At 68.1% G+C, this 13,754-nt stretch carries 15 protein-coding genes; 10 read left to right on the top strand and 5 right to left on the bottom strand.

Translation table 11 applies throughout. The features are described from left to right. The first annotated feature begins 87 nt into the window (after positions 1-87). Positions 88-1,176 carry a serine hydrolase gene (locus IP65_RS11035; RefSeq protein WP_231627656.1) on the top strand — a complete coding sequence of 363 codons (1,089 nt, stop codon included), beginning with the start codon at positions 88-90 and terminating at the stop codon, positions 1,174-1,176. A gap of 30 nt (positions 1,177-1,206) precedes the next feature. On the opposite strand, the gene IP65_RS11030 is transcribed toward IP65_RS11035, so the two are convergent. After that, entirely contained in the window at positions 1,207-1,602 is a 396-nt protein-coding gene (locus tag IP65_RS11030; protein ID WP_231627655.1) for a polymer-forming cytoskeletal protein, read from the bottom strand. Beyond that, positions 1,592-2,809, bottom strand: coding sequence for a M23 family metallopeptidase (locus tag IP65_RS11025; protein WP_231627654.1), 1,218 nt, complete (start codon positions 2,807-2,809; stop codon positions 1,592-1,594). The genes IP65_RS11030 and IP65_RS11025 overlap by 11 nt, the downstream gene beginning before the upstream one ends. A gap of 192 nt (positions 2,810-3,001) precedes the next feature. Between IP65_RS11025 and IP65_RS11020 the strand changes: the two genes are divergently transcribed. The 9 genes from IP65_RS11020 to IP65_RS10980 all read left to right on the top strand — a co-directional run bounded on the left by IP65_RS11020 (position 3,002) and on the right by IP65_RS10980 (position 10,647). Beyond that, positions 3,002-4,282, top strand: coding sequence for a glutamate-5-semialdehyde dehydrogenase (locus tag IP65_RS11020; RefSeq protein ID WP_054131745.1), 1,281 nt, complete (start codon positions 3,002-3,004; stop codon positions 4,280-4,282). After that, positions 4,246-5,013 (top strand): nicotinate-nucleotide adenylyltransferase, encoded by a 768-nt coding sequence (locus IP65_RS11015; RefSeq protein ID WP_082350087.1) that lies wholly within the window; start codon positions 4,246-4,248, stop codon positions 5,011-5,013. Before IP65_RS11020 ends, IP65_RS11015 begins: the two co-directional genes overlap by 37 nt. 157 nt (positions 5,014-5,170) lie before the next feature. Then, entirely contained in the window at positions 5,171-5,569 is a 399-nt protein-coding gene (gene rsfS / locus IP65_RS11010; RefSeq protein WP_022675756.1) for a ribosome silencing factor, read from the top strand. A gap of 81 nt (positions 5,570-5,650) precedes the next feature. Beyond that, positions 5,651-6,076: a 23S rRNA (pseudouridine(1915)-N(3))-methyltransferase RlmH gene (locus tag IP65_RS11005; protein WP_054131744.1), complete on the top strand. Its 426-nt coding sequence runs from the start codon at positions 5,651-5,653 to the stop codon at positions 6,074-6,076. Continuing rightward, complete coding sequence (locus tag IP65_RS11000) at positions 6,073-7,290, top strand: murein hydrolase activator EnvC (protein WP_054131743.1); 1,218 nt, start codon at positions 6,073-6,075, stop codon at positions 7,288-7,290. Before IP65_RS11005 ends, IP65_RS11000 begins: the two co-directional genes overlap by 4 nt. 157 nt (positions 7,291-7,447) lie before the next feature. Beyond that, positions 7,448-8,782, top strand: coding sequence for a S41 family peptidase (locus IP65_RS10995; protein ID WP_043609469.1), 1,335 nt, complete (start codon positions 7,448-7,450; stop codon positions 8,780-8,782). A 22-nt stretch (positions 8,783-8,804) separates the two neighbouring features. After that, positions 8,805-9,302, top strand: coding sequence for a disulfide bond formation protein B (locus IP65_RS10990; protein WP_022676694.1), 498 nt, complete (start codon positions 8,805-8,807; stop codon positions 9,300-9,302). Positions 9,303-9,306: 4 nt separating this feature from the next. Further along, positions 9,307-9,837 carry a demethoxyubiquinone hydroxylase family protein gene (locus tag IP65_RS10985; RefSeq protein ID WP_054131742.1) on the top strand — a complete coding sequence of 177 codons (531 nt, stop codon included), beginning with the start codon at positions 9,307-9,309 and terminating at the stop codon, positions 9,835-9,837. A gap of 171 nt (positions 9,838-10,008) precedes the next feature. Then, entirely contained in the window at positions 10,009-10,647 is a 639-nt protein-coding gene (locus tag IP65_RS10980) for a hypothetical protein (protein ID WP_054131741.1), read from the top strand. 107 nt (positions 10,648-10,754) lie between these two features. Here IP65_RS10980 and fabI read toward each other — a convergent pair whose 3' ends face one another. The 3 genes from fabI to IP65_RS10965 form a co-directional block, all read right to left on the bottom strand. Further along, positions 10,755-11,558, bottom strand: coding sequence for an enoyl-ACP reductase FabI (gene fabI / locus IP65_RS10975; protein WP_022676699.1), 804 nt, complete (start codon positions 11,556-11,558; stop codon positions 10,755-10,757). 91 nt (positions 11,559-11,649) lie between these two features. Further along, complete coding sequence (locus IP65_RS10970) at positions 11,650-12,705, bottom strand: YihY/virulence factor BrkB family protein (RefSeq protein WP_082350085.1); 1,056 nt, start codon at positions 12,703-12,705, stop codon at positions 11,650-11,652. 68 nt (positions 12,706-12,773) lie between these two features. Then, on the bottom strand, positions 12,774-13,733 hold the full coding sequence (locus IP65_RS10965) for a DnaJ C-terminal domain-containing protein (RefSeq protein WP_054131740.1): 960 nt from the start codon (positions 13,731-13,733) through the stop codon (positions 12,774-12,776). Between the last annotated feature and the right edge of the window lie 21 nt (positions 13,734-13,754).

The following is a 13,754-nucleotide window of genomic DNA, read 5'->3' as shown; positions in this document are numbered from 1 at the left end:
CATTCGATCTGGTGGAAAGACCGGGCAACCATGCAGAGCGCCCCGCGATTCCGTTTACCCTGTGCCCGCCGGTGGCTGGCCCTTATCGTGCCGGCGGCGCTTGCACCAGTCCTGTTCGCCTGCTCGGCCAGCCAGCCGGCGCAGCAGCCGCTCTCGCCCCAGGCGCTGGCAGCGGTGATCGATGACCCGGGAGTGGAGCGCGAAGGCCTGGCCCGCGCGATCGACGCGCTGTTCACCGCCGATGAGAGTGCCGCCGCGCAGGGCGCGGGGGAAACCCGCGCGGTGATCGTGATGCGCGCCGGACGCATCGTGGCCGAACGCTATGGCCCCGGCTATCATGAGAATACGCGCTTTGCCGGCGGCGGCATCGCCCGTTCGATCACGGCGGTGATGGTCGGCATGCTGGTTTCCGACGGGCGGCTGCGCCTCAATGAGACGGCGCCCGTTCCGGCGTGGCAGCGGCCGGGCGATCCACGCGGCGAAATCACCCTGCGCCACCTGTTGCAGATGCGATCGGGCCTGCGCGAGGAACCGGGTGACGAGGCCCGCATGCTGTTCGGCCCCGGCCGCGACGACATGGCCGGCGCGGCCGAGGACCAGCCCCTGGCCGCAGAACCGGGCGCGCGGTTCCAGGACGATGCCGCCAGCGGAATCATCCTGGCTGATCTGGCCGCACGCGTCCTTGCCCCGGGTGGAGACGCCGATGCCCGGCGCCGGGCCGTGGCCGATTACCTGCGCACCCGCCTGTTCGAACCGGTGCAGATGCGCGGCATCGTGCCTTCGTACGACGCGCATGGCACGATGAACGGCGGCGCGATGATCGATGCCACGGCACGCGATTTCGCCCGGTTTGGCGAGTTCCTGCGCAACCGTGGCGCGGTGCACGGAGCGCAACTGGTGCCCCGGCAATGGATCGAGTTCATGGCCAGCCCCTCCCCTCGCGAAAAGCAGTATGGGGCCGGAGTCTGGCTCAACCGCACGCCCACCGACAGCGAGCCGCGCCTGTTTCCCGCGCGTGGCCCGCGCGACATGATGGCCGCGCTGGGCGATGGCGGACAGGCGGTGCTGGTTTCCCCCGCGCGCAAGCTGGTGGTGGTGCGGCTGGGCGCCACGCCACGCGACGGCGATGCCGCGCTGATGGGCAAGCTGGGCGATATCGTCGCCCTGTTCCGCTAACGCCCGCCGAGGCCCGCCAATTGGCGCGCGTCAGGCCCTGGTGCTGATCGCGATCAGGCTGTCGGGCACGGCGGCGGCGGCATTGGCGCCGCGCGGAGTGAAGCGCCCTTGCACCTGGGCGCCCTGCTCGATGGTCAGCGTGTCATAGGTCACATCGCCGACGATGCGCGCGGTCTTGCCCACGACCAGGTCGGCCACGGTGACCGCACCGTTGACCGTGCCAGCGAGGCGCGCGCTGCGGGCAGTGATGGCGCCGGTGATCACGCTGCCTTGGCCTTGGACCAGCGCGGCGCAGGCCACATCGCCATCGACGCGGCCTTCCACATGCAGATCGGCCGCCGCGGTGATATCGCCCCGCACCGCCACGTCTGCACCGAGCACGGAAAACGTAGCTGCACCAAACGGTGCAGCGCGTTCAGTGCCCACCGTGGCCAGCTTCTTTGAAAACATCGGGCAGGGTCTCCAGGAACGGGCGCGGATCGACCGGGCGATCGTTGATCCGCACTTCGAAATGCAGGTGCGGGCCGGTGGAGCGGCCGGTGCTGCCGATCCGGCCGATTTCCACGCCGGGCGCCACGCGCTCGCCGGGCCGTGCCTCGATCCGCGACATATGGGCATAGCGGGTGACCAAGCCGTGGCCATGATCCACTTCCACGCAATTGCCATAGCCAGAGCGCACCCCGGCAAAGCTGACCACGCCTTGCGCGGCGGCAAAGATCGGCGCGCCGATCGGGCCCTTGAAATCGAGGCCGGGATGGAAGGCGCCACCGCCGGTAAACGGATCGGCGCGATAGCCAAAGCCGCTGGAAATGAAATCGGCGCTGGCCGGCAGGGCATGGGGCAGGCGCGCCAGGCCCTGCTCCAGCGCAGTCAGTCGCGCCATGCTCTGCCCCAGGCGCGCCAGCGCGGGATTGTTGCCGCCCAGCGCGATCAGCGGACCACCCATGGCGCGCCGGCTAGCCGCTGTTCCACGCAGCGGCGCCACTTGCGCGGGGTTGAGGCCGACCCGGCGGATCGCCGTTTCCGCTTGGCTGGCGCGCGCATCGGCATACTGCGTGAGCCTGGCCACGAAGGCCGCCTGGCGCATCGCCAGGCGATCGATGCCGGCTGCCATTGGGTTGGCCGCCATCGGATTACCCGCCGGCGGCATGTTGAACGACAGCGGCTTGGCACCCGGCGCTGCCGATGCATCGGCGGCCGGCAGATCGCCCAGCTGGCCCTTGACCAGCGTTTCGATCATCTCTTGCCGGCGTTCCAGATCCTGCAGCGTGCCGGCCACGCCATTGCGCGTGGCAGTGATATGGCGTTCCGCCTGGGTCACGGCCATTTCGCGCTGGCGCAAGGCAGCGGCATGACGCGCCGCCAGGATCTGCCCGGTTAGCATCGTGGCCATCGCCGCCAGCCACAGCAGCAGCGCCAGCACCACCACGCCGGCCACGCCCATCTGCACGCGGCCCGATACGCGGATGAAGCGCACCTGCCCCTGCGCCCGCATGAAGAATTCGCGATCGGGAAACCAGCCGCGCACCCGCGCCGGCAGTACGGTCAGCCAGGCGGTGGCACGGCGCCAGGGTGCGCGCGGCGCAGGCGGCGTGGCCGTGGCGCGCACGGTGTGAATCTCAGCAGGCGGCAAGATGTGTGATTATCCCAAGGCAAGACAGGTGATGAACAATCCTTGGGGCCGGGCGCTTATCGGCGGGAACCGCAGGAGTCGAATCCGGGGGCCGCAGCACGGGGCGGGCCGTGGCGCAAGGACGATGAATCGATTGCAGCCCCTCTCGCGCCCGTGACAGCGCCTGTCACCGATGGTAAGCCCCGCGCCATTATGTCGACCAAGCCCCAGGAAATCGCCATCGAGTCCCCCCAGTTGCTGGTAGAGCAACTGGCCCGGGCCGGCCGTGCCGCGCAAGCCGAACTCGCGCGCATGCCGGCGCCGGCCAAGGAAGCCGCGCTCAAGCTGGCTGCCGCCGCCCTGCGCCGTGCTGCGCCGGAAATCCTGGCGGCCAATGCGATCGACATGGCCAATGGCGCCGCGCGCGGGCTGACCCCGGCGCTGCTCGATCGCCTGCGGCTGGACGAAGCGCGCGTTGCCGGCATTGCCGATGCCGTGGACCAGGTGGCCAGCCTGGCCGATCCGGTCGGGCAGGAGATCGATTCCGCCACGCGCCCCAACGGCATGGTCCTGCGCCGCGTGCGCGTGCCGATCGGCCTCATCGGCATCATCTATGAAAGCCGCCCCAACGTGACGGCCGATGCCGCCGCGCTGTGCGTGCGCTCGGGCAATGCCGCCCTGCTGCGCGGGGGGAGCGAGGCGGTGCATTCCAACCGCGCGATCCACGCCGCATTGGTGGCCGGCCTGGTGGAAGGCGGCGTGCCCGCAGCGGCGGTGCAACTGATGCCCACGCAAGACCGCGCCGCCGTGGGCGCGATGCTGACGGCAGCCGGCCTGATCGACATGATCGTGCCCCGCGGCGGCAAGAGCCTGGTCGCCCGCGTCCAGGCCGATGCCCGCGTGCCGGTGCTCGCCCACCTCGATGGCATCTGCCACACCTTCGTCCACGCGGCGGCAGATCCGGCCATGGCCCAGGCCATCGTGCTCAACGCCAAGATGCGCCGCACGGGCATCTGCGGGGCGATGGAAACCCTGCTGATCGACGCGACCTATCCGGCGGCGGCAGCGCTGATCACCCCGCTGATCGAAGCCGGTTGCGAAGTGCGCGGCGATGCCCGCGCCCGCGCCATCGATCCGCGCATCGTGCCGGCGGCCGACAACGATTGGGACACCGAATACCTCGATGCCGTGCTCTCGGTGGCGGTGGTCGATGGCCTCGACGCAGCGCTCGCGCATATCGCCCGGCATTCCTCGGGCCATACCGATGCGATCATCACTGCCGATGCCGCAGCCGCCGCGCAGTTCCTGGCCCAGGTCGACAGCGCGATCGTCATGCACAATGCCTCCAGCCAGTTTGCCGATGGCGGCGAATTTGGCCTGGGCGCGGAAATCGGCATTGCCACCGGCCGCCTGCACGCGCGCGGCCCGGTCGCGCTGGAAGGGCTGACCACCTACAAGTGGCTGGTCCACGGCAGCGGGCAGGTTCGCCCCTGACACGCGGTGCTCCCCGGCTGACCGGCCTTCTGGGCGGCAGCTTCAATCCGGCACACGGCGGGCACCGCCGGGTGAGCCTGTTTGCGCAGGCCGCATTGGGGCTGGACGAGGTGTGGTGGCTGGTTTCGCCCGGTAACGTGCTCAAGCCCGCCAAGGGCATGGCGCCATTGCCGGCGCGGGTGGCCTCGGCGCGGGCAATGGCCCGCCGCGCCCCGATTCGAGTGACCGCGATCGAGCGCGAACTGGGCACCCGTTTTACCATCGACAGCCTGCGCGCGCTGGTGCGGCGATACCCGCGCCGGCGCTTTATCTGGTTGATGGGAAGCGATAATCTGGCCCAGTTCCACCGCTGGAAAAACTGGCGCGGCATTGCCCGCACCATGCCGATTGCGGTTATCGCCCGTCCGGGCTATGATGCAGCTGCGATGGCGAGCCCCGCCATGGTATGGCTGCGCCGATGGCGCCGGCGGTGCAGGCAGGAATGTGATGGCGCTCTTTGGTCCGATACGGGGCCAACCGGGGGTGCCGCCCTGATCGCCAGTTTCCCGCATGATCCGATGCAGGGCGTCCCAGCGCTCTCCATCCTGCGGTTCGATCCCGATCCCCGTTCCGCCACGGCCCAGCGCCTGGCAGAGCCTGATTGGGCGGACCGTATTTCCGTGACCGGCCTGCGCGATGGTGTCACCCACCGCCGCATTGTACCGGACCTGCGCGGAAGGAGCGGACGCTGAGCGTCTTGGCCGCCATCCCTGCTTCCCGGCACGCTTTTCCGGTTTTTCGGCTCTCCCGCCGTGCGCCCTGGCGCAAGGCGGCTTTGCCGTTGGATCGGGATGCGCGACCGGGCGTTGCGACCTTAGCCATCTTTCGATCGGAGTTTACCGCAAGCCAATGACCAGTGCCCAACCCCAGCCGGCAGATGCCGGCGCCGCTACCCCGGCCCCTTCTGCCGGCGCTCCTGCCAGCCTGTTCGAACTCGTCCTGCAATCTCTGGATGACGACCAGGCCCAGGACGTGGTGTCGATCCCCCTGGAAGGCAAAAGCTCGATCGCCGATTACATGGTGATCGGTTCGGGCCGCTCCACCCGCCAGGTCGCCGCCATGGCGCAGAAGCTGGCCGAGCGCGTCAAGCAGGCCGGTTATGGCCATGTGCGCATCGAAGGCCTGCCCGCGGCCGACTGGGTGCTGATCGATGCCGGCGACGTGGTCGTCCATCTGTTCCGCCCGGAAGTGCGCAGCTTCTACAACCTCGAGCGCATGTGGGGCTTCGGCGACGCCGGCTCTGCCTGACATCGTCCTTCCCCTCCTCTCCAGAGGAGGGGTGAGGAGGGTGGCGGACGCCACCACCACCAACGCCTGAACCGGACGCTCATGCTCCTCCACATCATCGCCCGGGGAAAGATCGGCCGCTCGCCCGAGGCAGAGCTGGTCGATCGCTATGGCAAGCGGGTGACGTGGGGTTTCAAGGTGACCGAGCTTCCCGATCGGGGCGGCGCCTTGCCGCCGGTCACGGCCAATCCCACCCGCACCGTGGTCATGGACGAGCGCGGCAAGCAGCTGACCTCGGCCGAATTTGCCAAGGTGCTGGGCCGCTGGCGCGACGATGGCGTGCGCGAGGCACGCTTCCTGATCGGCGCGGCCGATGGCCATGACGATAGCCTGCGCGACGGGGCCGATCTGCTGATCGCCTTTGGCGCGGCCACCTGGCCACACATGATGGCCCGCGCCATGCTGGCCGAACAGCTGTGGCGCGCCACCAGCATCATTGCCGGCCACCCCTATCACCGCGAGGGATGATGGACGCGCGCCGCTCCCTGCTGCTGGCCACCGCCTTGCTGCTGCCGCTGGCTGCCTGGCAGATCGCCGGGGCCGGCGCCGCGCCCACCTATCAGACCGCCGGCGAAGCCGCTGCCGCCCTCGCCCAGGCGCAGACCGCCCTGGCCCAGGCCCGTGCCCGCGGTGAAAAGCTCGAAGCCCAGGCCCAGGCCGCCACGGCCGCTGCCGACAAGACCGCGCAGGAAGCCGCCGCGATCGCCGCGCGCATCCAGCAATCCGAGGCCGAGATCCGCATCGGCGAGGCGCGCATCGCCCTGATCGACAAGGAACGCGCCGACTTGCGCCTGCGCATGGCCGCGCGGCAGGAGCCGCTAGTGCGGCTGACCGCCGCGCTGCAGTTGTTTGCCCGCCGGCCGCTGGCCTTCAGCCTGCTGCGCGCCGAATCCCTGCGCGATACGGTCTATCTGCGCGCCGTGCTGGAAACCATGGTGCCCGAAGTGCGCCGCCGCACCGCCAGCCTGCGCAGCGCGATCGTGCGTGGCCGGCTGTTGCAGGAACAAGCACGCAGCGAGGCCGCCCGCCTGCGCGCCAGCCAATCGGGCCTGGCCGAGCGGCGCCAGCAACTGGCCGCGCTGGAAAGCCGCCAGCGCATCGCCAGCCGCGCCGCCAACGGCACCGCCGGGCGCGAGGCCGACCATGCCCTGGCCCTGGCCGAACAGACGCGCGACCTGGCCGCGCTGATGCAGCAACTGGGCCGCGACGGGCAGATGCGCGATGTCCTGGCCGGGCTGCCCGGCCCGCTGCAACGCCCCGATCGCCCCGGCGCCGTGCTGATGGTCGAAGATGTCGACCCGCTGCTGCGCACCAGCAGCACGCTGATGTGGATCATGCCCGTTTCCGGGCGGGTGGTCTCGGGCTTTGGCGAAGCGGGGCAGACCGGGCCCAACCAGGGGCTGACCATCGCGCCCGTTCCCTCGGCCCAGATCGTGGCGCCGGCCGCCGGGCGCGTGGCGTTTGCCGGGTCTTATCGCGGCTATGGCCAGATCGTGATCGTCGAGCACGCTGGCGGGTGGACCTCGCTGATCACCGGCCTGGGCCGGATCGACGTGGCCGTGGGCGATCGCGTGGTGCAGGGTTCGCCGCTGGGCATCGCTGCCCCGGCCAGCCCGGTGGTGAGCGTGGAACTGCGCAAGGACGGCGTGCCGGTCAACCCCTTGGCGGCCTTGCGCAATTGATCGCTTGGTGCGGCCCACGCGGCCTGTAACACGCCGCCCACGCACAAACGGGAATCGGGTGCGCTCCATCTGGCATTCAGGCTTGCGGGGCTATACAAGCGGGCTGTCTAGCCCGCGCCGCGGCGCTTGGTTCTTTATCGAAGGTTCGATTGCAAACATGGCAAAACCGCTTGCTTCCCTGCTGCGTGCAACGGCCCTGGTCACGGCCGTGGCGGTTCTGCCCGTGGCCACGGCCGGCCTGGCAGCGGTGGATTCCCGCACCGCGCCGCAGTTCCAGAAGCTCGAGATGATCTATGCCAAGATCAAGGAGAACTATGTCGAGCCGGTGAACGACGACACGCTGATCAAGGGCGCGATCGACGGCATGCTGGCCACGCTCGATCCGCACAGCGCCTATCTCGAAGCGCGCGATTTCGAAAATCTGCGCACCCAGACCGAAGGCGCTTATGGCGGCCTGGGCCTGTCGGTCACGCTCGATGATGGCGCGGTCAAGGTGATCGCCCCGATGAAGGGCACGCCGGGCGACCTCGGCGGGATCAAGGCCGGCGACTATATCACCCACCTCGATGGCAAGCTGATCTATGGCGGCTCGCTTGACGATGCGGTGGACCAGATGCGCGGTGCACCGGGCACCAAGATCAAGCTTACCGTCTATCGCCCCGGCCGCGACGAGCCGCTGGACTTCACCCTGACCCGCGAGGTGATCAAGCTGCGTCCGGTGGAATGGAAGGTGAAGGACAACATCGGCGTCATCGCCGTGTCGAGCTTCAGCGAAAACGTCGGCAGCGAAGTCGCCCAGGCGGTCCAGTCGATTCGCGCCCAGCTGGGCAACAACCTGGCGGGCATCGTGCTCGATCTGCGCGGCAATCCCGGCGGCCTGCTCAACGAAGCAGTCTCGCTGTCCGACGATTTCCTCGACAAGGGCACGATCGTGTCGCAGCGCGGGCGCGATCCGCAGGACAACGATATCTATTCCGCTCATCCCGGCGACGTGGCGCGCGGCCTGCCGATGATCGTGCTGATCGACGAAGGCTCGGCCTCGGCTTCGGAAATCGTGGCAGGCGCGATGCAGGACCAGCACCGCGCGCTGATCATGGGCCAGCGCAGCTTTGGCAAGGGCAGCGTGCAGACGCTGATCCCGCTGGGCAAGGATTCCGCGCTCAAGCTGACCACCGCGCGCTATTACACGCCCTCGGGCCGTTCGGTGCAGGAAGGCGGGATCGAGCCGGATATCACCGTGCCGCAGATTTCCGATCCCGACCTGCGCAAGCGAGCGCTGCGGTCCTATCGCGAAAGCGACCTGCGCCGCCACCTGATCAACGAGATCAAGGAAGACAAGGATCTCGAAAAGGACAAGATCGACGATCCGCGCTTCAAGATGACGCCCGAGGAGTTGAAGGCCAAGGGCATCGACGATTTCCAGCTCTATTATGCCGTCCAGACGCTCAAGCGCACCGCGCCCGGCGCGCTGGCTGCGCTGCGCAAGCGCTGATCCGGCCAGGAACCGCGCCATCATGACGATCGACCGCCGCTTTTCCGATGATCTTGCCCTGGCCCATGGCCTGGCCTTGGGCGTGCCGCTGGTAGCCATGGCCACGGCACTGGTGGCCCAATACGGTTTCGGCCTGCCGCCGTGCGAGATGTGCTGGTGGCAACGCTATGGCCACCTGGCGGCGATCGCGCTGGCGATCCTCGCGCTGTTGCGCCGTGGCCGCCCCGAGGCGCGCTGGCTGGTCCTGCTGGCCGCACTCGGCATCCTGTCGAGCGGCCTGATCGGCGCCTTTCACGCCGGGGTGGAATACCACTGGTGGGAAGGCCTCACCACCTGCTCGTCCAGCCATATCGAGGGCGATCCGCTCGCCGCGATCATGGCCGCACCCCTGGTGCGCTGCGACACCCCGGCCTGGACGCTGATGGGCGTGAGCATGGCCGGTTTCAATTTCCTGTTTTCCACTCCGGCCGCGCTGGCAATCCTGGGATTGCTGGCCAAGGGCCGCGGCAAGGGAGCCTGAAGCGATGTCCCGCCCCGATATTGGTCATCCCGATACGTCCCGCATGATCCGCGTGGACCAGGCCGGCGAATTTGGCGCCACCCGCATCTATGCCGGCCAACTGGCGGTGATGGGCGATCGCGGCCCGGATTCGGCCGAGATCGTCGAAATGGCCCGGCAGGAGGAAGACCACCGCGCCAAGTTCGACGCGATGATCGCCGAGCGCGGCGTGCGCCCCACCGCGCTGCAGCCGGTGTGGTCGGTCGCGGGCTTTGCCCTGGGCGCTGCCACCGCGCTGCTCGGCCCCAAGGCAGCAATGGCCTGCACCGCCGCGATCGAGACCGAGATCGACCGCCACTATACCGAACAGTTGGAGGAACTGGGCGACAGCGATCCCGAACTGGCCGACACCATCCGCCAGTTCCGCGATGATGAACGTGCCCATCGCGATGCCGCGCTGGCCGCTGGCGCCGAACAGACCCCGGCCTATCCGCTGCTGTTCAACGCCATTCGCCTGGGCTGCCGCGCGGCCATCAAGCTGTCGGAACGCATCTGACGGAAAGCTGGTGAAAATCCGCGCCTTGCCCGGTGGTGGCACAGGCGCCGGAGACCTTTTCACCGGTCTGCGCGTTGCCCCTTCATCTATCATTCACCGCCCCGTCAGCTTATGATGGGGCGACATGGGGGCGGCCCGCCCGCCTTTCCACGCGCTGGAGACGAACCGACAATGCGCCTTGCTGCCCACCCCCTGCGCCTGCTGGCCCCGGCCCTGCTGCTGTTTCCCGCGGTCCTTCTTGGTGCCACCCCGGCAGAGGCAGCCCGCGCCCGCACCGCGGTGCCCAATGCCCAGCCGGCCGACGATGGCCCCGAGCAGGGCGACGAAAAGGTCAACCAGCTGATCATTTATGGCGATGACCCCTGCCCGGTTTCCACGGCCGAGCAGATCACCGTCTGCGCCCGCAAGGACGAGGCAGAACGCTTCCGCATTCCTGCCCCGCTGCGCGACAATCCCAACGATCCCAAGAACCAGACCTGGACCGATCGGGTAAAGGCCTATGAAACCGTAGGCGCTGCCGGGATCAATTCCTGTTCGCCGGTCGGCTCGGGCGGGGCCACCGGCTGCACCGCGCGCCTGATCCACGATGCCTATGCCGAAAAGAAGCAGAGCAGCGACGTGCAGTTCGGCAAGCTGATCGAGGAAGAACGCCAGCGCCGCCTGTCGACGATCGACAAGGACGCGGCCGAGGAACAGGCCCGCGTCGAAACGCTGGAAAAGGAATACGAGGCCCGCCTCGCCCGCGAACGCGATGGCACGCCCGCCCCCAGCACGCCGAAGCCGGGCGAGACCACTCCCACACAGAACTGATCGCAGGGCAGCGCGGTTCACGCGCCGACCTGGCCTCGAAACGAAAACACCCCAGGCCTTGGCCCGGGGTGTTTTTGCAGGTGGCAGTGGCCGCCGCGAGCGGCTGATCAGCTCAGCGCGATATCGGGCGCGTCTTCCTGCTTCATGCCGACCAGGTGATAGCCCGCGTCGACATGGTGCACTTCACCGGTGACGCCGGCCGACAGGTCCGACAGGAAATAGAGGCCGGAGCCACCTACGTCCTCGATCGTGGAGTTGCGGCGCAGCGGCGCGTTCAACTCGTTCCACTTGAGGATATAGCGGAAATCGCCGATGCCGCTGGCAGCCAAGGTCTTGATCGGGCCGGCCGAGATGGCATTGACGCGGATGCCTTGCGGGCCGCAGTCGTTGGCGAGATAGCGCACGCTGGCTTCCAGCGCGGCCTTGGCCACGCCCATCACGTTGTAATGCGGCACGACCTTTTCCGCGCCGTAATAGGTCAGCGTGAGGATGGAACCGCCGTTGGGCATCATTTCGACCGCGCGCTTGGTCACGGCGACCAGGCTGTAGGCCGAAATGTTCATGGTCATCAGGAAGTTGTCGAGCGTGGTATCGTAATAGCGCCCGCGCAGCTGGCTCTTGTCGGAATAGCCGATCGCGTGGACGACGAAATCGATCGTGTCCCAGCGCGCCTTGAGTTCATCGAACGCCGCATCGAGCGCGGCCATGTCCGACACGTCGCAATCGATCAGGAAATCGCTGTCCAGGCTTGCCGCCAGCGGCCGCACGCGCTTGGCCAGCGCCTCGCCCTGGTACGAGAAGGCGAGTTCGGCCCCCTGTTCGTGCAACTGGCGGGCAATGCCCCAGGCCAGAGACTTGTCATTGGCGAGGCCCATGATCAGGCCGCGCTTTCCCTTCATCAATCCGGTCATGCGCCCTCGTACGCTCCTGCACCTTCGGGCCAGCATCTGTTCGGGCGTTCCATCAGGAATGGCGCTGAACGGACCTTGGCCAACCGGGTCTTCATTCTGGTTTGGTCGCGCCAGCCTGGCGAATGGCCCGCGCGCGATTATCTACCTGGCCCAGCATGTCTTGCTCCTCCGGTGTTTCGGCGAGCGCGGCATTGAGTTCGGCACCTATTACCATCCCTATGCCGACCAGCCAGAAAAAGAAAAGAGCGATCATCACCCCGGCGAGGCTGCCATAGGTCAGATCATACGAGAAAACCGAAGCGAGGAGTTTGGGCAACAGGATGGAAACGCCCAGCCACCACGAGGAGACGAACAGCGCGCCGGGCCACTTGGGATAGCGATTCGAACGATAGGCGCTGGGCGTAAGCGACAGGAACAGCAGCCACAGCGCGCCGAACAGCACCAGCGTGGGCAGGAAGCGCCCGGCTGCCAGTCCATCGACCCAGGCGCCGAACTGCGGCACGCGCGCCACGATCACTTCCTGCGCGGCGCCGATCGCCACCTGCGCCAGGATCGAGACGAGAATCAGCACGACCGAGGCGATGATCAACCCGGTGGACATCAGGCGATAGCGCCAGAACGCATGCTCCCACTGCGTGCCATAGGCGCGGCGCAGGATATCACGGATGGTTTCGACCAGGCTGCTGACCGTCCACAGCCCGACCAGGCCGCCGATCCACAGCAGATGCCCGGTGCGCGCCTCTACGGCGGCACGGGCCACCGGTTCGATCGTGGTTGCCACCACGCGCGGCAGGGCCATCAGCACGGTGTTGATCGCGGCCGTGCGCTGGCTCGTCTCACCGATCAGCGAAAACAGCGCCGCCCCGGTGATGAAGAACGGAAACAGCGCGATCAGCACCATGTAGGCGAAATTGCCGGCATGGATGAAACCGTCGTTGATCACCCCGGTCCACACCCGCTTGAGCAGTTCATAGGCGCGGGCACCGGGGCGCAGCTCGTCGCGCACCTCGTTGAATTCTGCGCGGAGGCGGTGGTGCAGGGCGGCGCGGCGCCGCGCCTCGGGCGAAAGATCGGGCACGAGCGGCTTGGCGCCCTGCGGCACGCCGGGCACCTGATCGGCGTAATCAGGATCGATTTCGTTGTTCATCAAGTGCGTAATGCACAAAGGCGCTGCCTGGCTCCCGCCCTTGGGGCCGGCAGCGCCCGCACCAGCGGTCAGACGCCCAGGCGGGCGCGGGGATTGCGCGTATCGTGCCAGCCGGCCAGCCGCGCCTTGAGATCGGCATCATCGGCCGGCAGATCGATCTGCAAGGTCACCAGTTGGTCACCCCGCTCGCCGTCCTTGCGCGAGAATCCCTTGCCCTTGAGCCGCAGGGTGCGACCGCTGCTGCTGCCCGGCGCCACGGTGAGCATGACCGCACCATCGACGGTGGGCACCTTCACCTTGGCCCCGCCAACCGCCTCTTCCAGGGTGATCGGCAGATCGAGGCGGATGTTGTCGCCATCGCGCACGAAGAACGGATGGGGCGCGATCTCGATCGTGACCAGTGCATCGCCCGCGCCGCCCGGGCCGGGTTCGCCCTTGCCGGCCAGCCGCATCTGCTGCCCGGATTCGACGCCGGCAGGCAGCTTCAGCTCGATCGTGCTGCCCGAAGACAGCGTGACCCGCTGCGCCGCGCGCGCTGCCGCTTCCACGAAAGGCACCTGCAGGCGATAGCTGACATTGGCGCCCTTTGGCGGGGGAGGCCGCCGGCCCCCGCCAAACCCGCCGAAGCCGCCGCCTGCGCTGCCGCCGCCCATGCCGCCGCGCCCACCGAACAGGCCCTCGAACAGGTCCGAGAGGTCTGGCCCGTCGCCGCTTTCAAAGCCGCCATCGTGGCGAAAGCCGCCCTGCCCGCCGCGAAAACCGCCCGCGCCGCCGCCGAACCCGCCGCCAAACGGCATGGCCGGATTGCCATCGGCATCGATCTCGCCACGGTCGAACTTGGCCCGCTTGTCCTTGTCGGACAGCAGGTCATAGGCGCGCGTCACTTCGGCAAAGCGCTCGGACGCCTGGGGATTGTCCTTGTTGTGATCGGGGTGCAGCTCCTTGGCGAGCTTGCGATAGGCCGATTTCACGTCCTTTTCGCTCGCACTGCGCGCCACACCGAGAATGGAATAAGGGTCTGCTGCCATGGTGACCTAGCTAGGGATAGG

Origin of the sequence: Novosphingobium sp. AAP1, assembly GCF_001295765.1 — a bacterium.
GTDB lineage: Bacteria > Pseudomonadota > Alphaproteobacteria > Sphingomonadales > Sphingomonadaceae > Novosphingobium > Novosphingobium capsulatum.
Note: the sequence above shows the minus strand (reverse complement) of the source record. Positions and strands in the feature narration are given on the sequence as shown.